Raw genomic sequence first — 6,795 nt, forward strand, 5'->3', positions numbered from 1 at the left:
TCCGGCGGCACACACGCATGAACAACGAAACGCTCTGGAAACGCCGTGAGGCCGCCATTCCGCGTGGTCTTGGCATGATGCACCCGGTCTTCGCGACACGCGCCAGCAATGCCGAAATCTGGGATGCGGACGGCCGCCGCTATATCGATTTTGCGGCCGGCATTGCGGTGACCAATACCGGGCATAATCACCCGGCAATCAAGGCCGCCGTGGCTGCCCAGCTGGACAATTTCTCCCATGTCTGCGCCCAGGTGACGCCGTATGAGCCCTATGTGGCGCTGGCCGAAAAGCTCAATGCGCTGGCCCCCGGCGAGACGCCGAAAAAGACCATCTTCCTGACCACGGGCGCCGAGGCGGTCGAGAACGCGATCAAGATCGCGCGTGCGGCAACGGGGCGGCCGGGCGTGATCGCCTTCTCCGGCGGTTTTCACGGCCGCACGATGATGGGCATGGCGCTGACCGGAAAGGTCGTGCCTTACAAGACAGGTTTCGGTCCCTTCCCGTCAGACATCTACCATGTGCCTTTCCCGGCTCCTTATCTGGGCATTTCCGAAGCCGCCTCGCTGGATGCGATCGCGCGCCTCTTCAAGTCCGACATCGAAGCTTCGCGGGTCGCGGCAATCATCATCGAGCCCGTACAGGGCGAGGGCGGTTTCTATGCCGCGTCTCCGGCCTTCATGCAGGCCCTGCGCAGCCTCTGCGACACGCACGGCATCCTCCTGATCGCCGATGAAATCCAGACCGGTTTCGCGCGCACCGGGGCGATGTTCGCCGTGGAGCACGCCGGCATCGAGCCGGATCTCATGACGGTCGCCAAGGCGATGGCCGGCGGCTTTCCGATTTCCGGCGTCATCGGCAAGGCGGCGATCATGGATGCCGCCGGCCCGGGGGGGCTGGGCGGTACCTATGGCGGTTCGCCGCTCGGGTGCGCAGCCGGCCTGGCCGTGCTGGAGACAATCGAACGCGAAAGCCTGTGTCAGCGGGCGATCGAGATCGGCGACCGGATTGTGCGCCATTGCGAGGCCCTGCGTCAGTCCGACCGGGGTATCGGCGAAGTCCGGACGCTGGGTGCCATGACGGCGGTGGAGCTTGTCGTGGACGGTGATGCGGATGCGCCGGACGTCGCGAGAACCGCTGCGCTGGTGGCCGAAGCCCGAAAGCGTGGCCTGCTCCTGTTGTCCTGCGGTGTGCGGGGAAATGTCATCCGCTTCCTGGCACCGCTGACGATCCCCATGGAGCAACTTGACGAGGGTCTGGATGTGTTCTCTGCGGCCCTGAAGGCCACGGCAGGCTGATCGCTTCGTGCGGCCGGGTTTCGAGCGTTCAACCCAATCGGTCGCCGCAGAGTCTGTGCGCATGCGGCGACCGGGGGCTCTGCGAGACAGGCGCCGGGCCTTTCCCATGGCCGCGACGCAGGTCGCGGCACGAAGACTAGCCTTGAAGTAGCGGGTGAGGCGGTGCGGTTCAGGTGGAGCCGCTTTGGACCGCTCTTGGCGAGGTCGATCCGCAAACACCCGGACCTCAGAGACTGATCGGCGCCAGTCTGACAGCACGCGCGGGCCTGCAACCTGCGCCTTTGCCTTCCACGTCAGTACAGGCGTGGTAGACCGGTCGGTGAGTGACTGTCGGGCCGGGAAATAATGTCGGCGAAATCTAATACTTATGCGCTGGGCGTGCTGACTGCGATGTTTGCGGTCAATCAGCTCGACCGTAATATCCTGGCGGTCACGCTTGACCAGATCGGCGCCGAGTTTGCGCTGACGGACACGCAGCTCGGCCTGTTGTCCGGGGCGCTGTTCGCCATTGTCTATGCGTTGTTCGGATTTCCGGTCGCAGGGCTGGCCGCGCGCGGCAATCGCCGCAACATCATATCGACCGCGACCGCCGTGTGGAGCACGCTGACCATCGCGATGGGCTTTGTGCAGAATTTCGCGCAACTCGCGCTCGCCCGGCTCGGTGTCGGTATCGGCGAGGCGGGGGCCGTGGCGCCGGCCCATTCGATGATCTCGGATTTCTATCCGCCCGAAAGGCGGACCTCGGCGATGGCCACGTTTGCGGCCGGGGCCAATATCGGCGTGCTGCTGGCCTTCCTCGTCGGCGGGATTGCGGGGCAGGCTCTGGGCTGGCGGTGGGCCTTTGTCATCGCCGGCCTGCCGGGGCTTGTGCTTGCGCTGCTCCTGCGCTTCACGGTGGCCGAACCGCACCGCGCAAGCGCAGTCATACCGGCCCGTCCGGGATCTCTCTTCCTTCGAACATGGCGAACCATCCGCAACGATACGGGGCTGTTCCACACCCTGTGCGGGCTGGCCGTCACCGGCATCGTCACCTTCGGCGCGCTCGCCTGGACCGCCACCTTCATCATCCGCGCGCACGGGCTCAGCCAGGCACAGACCGGCATATTCCTCGCGCTCGTTGTCGGCATACTCGGCGGGTTGGGTACATGGGCCGGCGGGGCGATTGCCGACCGGCTGGGGGCAAAAAACCCGCGCTGGCGCCTCGGTGTCGTCATCGCGGCAATCCTGGTCGCCAAGCCCTTTGCGATCGGTTTCCTGCTGTTCCCGTCGGCCGTGCCGGCGCTCGCCTGCCTCGTGATTTCGGGCAGCATGGCCACCGTGTTCTGGGGGCCGACCTACGCTTTCCTTCATTCACGCGTCGAGCCGCACATGCGCCCCATGGCGACGGCGATCTATCTGTGCGCCTTCAATATCGTGGGTGTCGGTGTCGGGCCGACCGCGATCGGGCTCGCCAGTGACACGCTGTTTGCCGGCCAGGGGGTGCGGTCGCTGGGCTATGCCATCCTGCTCGTCCAGGTCGGCGGTGTCTGGGGTGCCTGGCACTACTGGCGGGCGATGCGGACTATCGGTCCGGCGCCTGCGCCGAAGCCGCAGCCTGCCTGAGCGCGACGGCTATCTCGCTCCGCAGCCATCTATGGCCGGGGTCATTCGTGCGGCTGGTCTTCCAGGTCATGTAGATCCGTTCATCGGGGTAGGCGAAGGGCAGGTCGTAGAGCGCCAGCGGATAGTTGCGCGCAATCACCCGCGCAAAGGCGGTCGGCAGGACGGCCACGAGGTCCGTTGTCATCAGGATGTGCGGGAAGGACCAGAACTTGGTGACCGAATACGCCACATGCCGCTGGATATCGAGCCGGCGCAGCGCTTCTTCCAGCCGCGAGAGCGCGCGCATACGCGGCACCAGCGCGATATGGCCGAGTTTCTGGAAATGGTCGAGGGTGAAGGCCCCGTCGATGGCCGGATGGTCGTTGCGCGCGACCATCGACAGGTGAACCGGTGCCAGGGCTTCGCATTGCGTGTCCCGGCTCTCCGTCAGAAAGCCGGAAATCACCAGGTCGAGCGATCCGTCGTTCAGCCCGTCGCTCATCGGCGTGTTCACGATGGCCAGGTTCTCGATCGATATGGATTTGTGGTCCTGTATCCGGCGGATCACGTGCGGCATGATGATGGGCTCCATCGCATCGAGCACCACCAGGCGGAAATGGCGGTTCGATCTTGCCGGGTCGAAACTGTCGCCCGGGGCCACCCCGCTTTCGATCATCTGCAGCGCTTCGCGCACCGGCCCGATCATCTGCATGGCCCGCGGGGTCGGGTGCACGCCGCGGCCCGCGCGCACGAAGAGCGGATCGTCCAGACTGTCGCGCAGGCGCCGCAAGGCGTTGGAGATTGTCGGCTGGCTCATGCCCAGCCGCCGGGCGGCCTGGGAGATATTGCCGGCCGAATAGACCGCTTCGAAAACAACCAGCAGGTTGAGGTCCAGGTTTTTGAGCTCCGACATCGGGCCGCTCTCGCTTTGTTATTCTTGATGGGAATGTAGTCCATTCTAATTATTTGGCTATCGGGTAGTTTCAGAATTTGTAAAGGATTGCGCGCGGCGGCGAAAACCTTGCCGGCGCGTGGGATCGAGGCGGTTCGGTACCGGGACGACCGAAGCGGAAGCGTGGACAAGTAAGTCTATGAAAAATCGGGTTTGTGTGAAGCCGGACGGTGCGAAGCCGTTGTCCGGGGCGGTGGATTTTTGTGCCCGCGCGAAGCGCGCAGGCTCGGCTGTTGCGCGCGTACTGGCACTGGCTGCTGCGGGACTGGGCGCAATGGCGGGGGCCGCGCAGGCCCAGGGCTGGAGCAACCCGTCCGTCAGCCTGTCCCTGCCGTCAGACGGCAGCTGCATCGCCGGTCCGTATACCAACAACACCGTGACGCAGATCGAGGCCGAGTGGACAGCCTTCAACAATGATTCCAGCGCCGGCCGAGCGATTCAGCTTGTCGTATGGCGCGAGTTGGATGGCAACATCCGGTCGGCGGGCGGCGTTGCGACGAACGCGCCGACCGGGCAGTTGCCGTTGCAGCAAGATACATTTTCCGTAGACAAAGACTACGATCTGGTGAGCGGCACTGATGCATACATCGCGCTCTATGATTACTGGGCCTCGGGTAGTATCTGGTCTAACACTACCGCTCCTTTTAATGCGGCGGACTTGTCCCCCCCTGCGCAGGGGGCGTCCGGCTATGCGATGATCGACATGACGACCGATCCCGATTGCGTTGCGACGCCGGAGATCGGCGTGACGGGCAATGGCACGGACATCGCTGATGGCGACGGCTCGCCGGGCTCCGTCGATCACACCGATTTCGGCGCGGTTGCGGTTAGCTCGGGGACGGTGTCGCGCACCTTCACCATCACCAATTCGGGCTCCGGCACGCTGACGCTGGGCAGCAATGCGGCCAGCCTTTCAGGCAGTCACGCTGCAGACTTCTCGATCACCTCGCAGCCCGCAACCAGCGTTGCGTCCGGCGGCGGTACGACGACCGTCACAGTCCGGTTCGACCCGTCGGTCGTGGGCACGCGCAACGCGACCCTGACGATCACCAATAATGACGCCGACGAGTCGCCCTACAATTTCGCGATCCGGGGTACGGGGACCGGTGCGCCCGAGATTGCCGTGACCGGCAATGGCGTGAATATCGTAGATGGCGACGGTTCGCCGACAGCGGGTGACCACACCGATTTCGGATCGGCCGATATCAGCAGCGGTACGGTTTCGCGCACTTTCACCATCACCAATTCGGGCAGTACCACGCTGACCCTCGGCAGCAATGCGGCCAGCCTTTCGGGGGCCCATGCCGCAGACTTCTCGATCACTTCGCAGCCGGCGACCAGCGTCGCTGCCAGCGGCGGCACGACCACCGTCACGGTCCAGTTCGACCCGTCGGTCGTGGGTTCGCGCATCGCGGGTCTGTCGATCGCCAACGATGACAGCGACGAGTCGCCCTTCAATTTCACGATACTGGGTATGGGCACCGGCGCGCCCGAGATTGCCGTGACCGGCAATGGCACGAATATCGCCGATGGCGACAGTTCGCCGGCCGCTGGGGATCACACCGATTTCGGATCGGCCAATCCCAGTGGCGGCACGGTCAGCCGCACCTTTACCATCATCAATTCGGGCACCGATACGCTTGTGCTCGGCTCCGGCGCGGTCAGTGTCTCCGGCGCGAATGCGACGGACTTCCCGGTTACCGCGCAGCCGGCAACCAGCGTTGCGGCTGGTGGCGGCACCACAACCTTCACCGTTCAGTTCGACCCTTCGATCACGGGCGCACACTTCGCGACCCTGTCGATCGCCAATAATGATGCTGACGAGTCGCCTTTCGATTTTGCCATTCAGGGGCTTGGCGAGGATGTGACGGCGCCCTCGGGCTATGCGGTGGTCTTCAACCAGCCTTCGGTCAATGCGGCGAACGAGACGGCGGTGTCCTTCGACTTTGGGGGTGCCGAGGTGGGTGCGGATTACGACTACACGATCACCTCCAACAATGGCGGCACGCCGGTCAGCGGCTCGGGCACGATCGTCACGGCGACGGACACGATTTCCGGGATTGATGTGTCCGGCCTCAATGACGGCACACTGACCCTGTCGGTGACGCTGACGGATGGCAGCGGCAATACCGGTTCGGCTGCGACCGACACCGTGAACAAGGACGCGACGGCCCCGTCCGGTTATTCGGTGTCCCTCGGCCAGGACCCCGTGACGGCGGCGAACGAGACGGCGGTGTCCTTCACTTTTGCGGGCGGGGAAGCCTCGGCGGACTACGCCTACACGATCAGTTCGAGCAATGGCGGCACGAATGTCACGGGCAGCGGGACGCTCAGCGGAGCGACGGATGCGATCTCCGGGATCGATGTGTCCGGCCTGAATGACGGCACGCTGACCCTGTCGGTGACGTTGACCGACCCGGCGGGCAATACCGGTACGGCGGCCACCGACACGGCGGAGAAGGATGCCGGTGCACCGTCGGGCTATTCGGTTTCTTTCGACCAGGCTGCGGTCAATGCCGGCAATGCCGATGCTGTTTCCTTCACCTTCGCTGGTGCCGAGGTGGGTACGGATTACGACTACACGATCACCTCGTCGCATGGCGGCGGCTCGGTCACCGGGTCCGGCACGATTGCGACGGCAACCGACCAGATCGGCGGGATTGACGTGTTCAGCCTCGTCGACGGGACGCTCACCCTGTCGGTGAGGCTGACGGATGGCAGCGGCAATACCGGCGTGGCTGCGACGGACACTGTCTCCAAGGACGTGGTGGTGCCGTCGGGTTATTCGGTCTCCCTGGACCAGGACCCGGTAACGGCGGCGAATGCCAATGCTGTCTCCTTCACCTTTGCGGGTGCGGAGGTCGGCGTGGATTACGACTATGCGATCACCTCCTCGGGCGGGGGCGGCTCGGTGACGGGTTCCGGCACGATTGCGACCGCGACGGACCAGATTTCCGGGATTGATGT

At 64.6% G+C, this 6,795-nt stretch carries 4 protein-coding genes; 3 read left to right on the plus strand and 1 reads right to left on the minus strand.

Annotation, left to right across the window (positions count from 1 at the left end; genetic code table 11):
* The first annotated feature begins 17 nt into the window (after window positions 1-17).
* Both gabT and ABJO18_RS06185 read left to right on the plus strand, forming a co-directional pair.
* Complete coding sequence (gene gabT / locus ABJO18_RS06180) at window positions 18-1,295, plus strand: 4-aminobutyrate--2-oxoglutarate transaminase (RefSeq protein WP_348506446.1); 1,278 nt, start codon at window positions 18-20, stop codon at window positions 1,293-1,295.
* Window positions 1,296-1,640: 345 nt separating this feature from the next.
* Window positions 1,641-2,897, plus strand: a complete 1,257-nt coding sequence (locus tag ABJO18_RS06185) for an MFS transporter (protein WP_348506448.1) — start codon at window positions 1,641-1,643, stop codon at window positions 2,895-2,897.
* Here the strand turns inward: ABJO18_RS06185 and ABJO18_RS06190 are convergent.
* A complete protein-coding gene (locus tag ABJO18_RS06190) occupies window positions 2,857-3,789 on the minus strand; it encodes a LysR family transcriptional regulator (protein ID WP_348506450.1) in 933 nt (310 codons plus the stop codon). The genes ABJO18_RS06185 and ABJO18_RS06190 overlap by 41 nt on opposite strands.
* Before the next feature lie 742 nt (window positions 3,790-4,531).
* Between ABJO18_RS06190 and ABJO18_RS06195 the strand changes: the two genes are divergently transcribed.
* The coding region (locus ABJO18_RS06195; protein ID WP_348515796.1) for a choice-of-anchor D domain-containing protein at window positions 4,532-6,795 on the plus strand (2,264 nt) is incomplete at its 3' end.

The sequence above is a fragment of the Maricaulis sp. genome (assembly GCF_039978735.1).
Lineage (GTDB): Bacteria > Pseudomonadota > Alphaproteobacteria > Caulobacterales > Maricaulaceae > Maricaulis.

Coding starts and splice junctions, on each gene's coding strand:
- gabT (WP_348506446.1), top strand. CDS start 18: ATGAACAACGAAACGCTCTGGAAACGCCGTGAGGCCGCCATTCCGCGT.
- ABJO18_RS06185 (WP_348506448.1), top strand. CDS start 1,641: ATGTCGGCGAAATCTAATACTTATGCGCTGGGCGTGCTGACTGCGATG.
- ABJO18_RS06190 (WP_348506450.1), bottom strand. CDS start 3,789: ATGTCGGAGCTCAAAAACCTGGACCTCAACCTGCTGGTTGTTTTCGAA.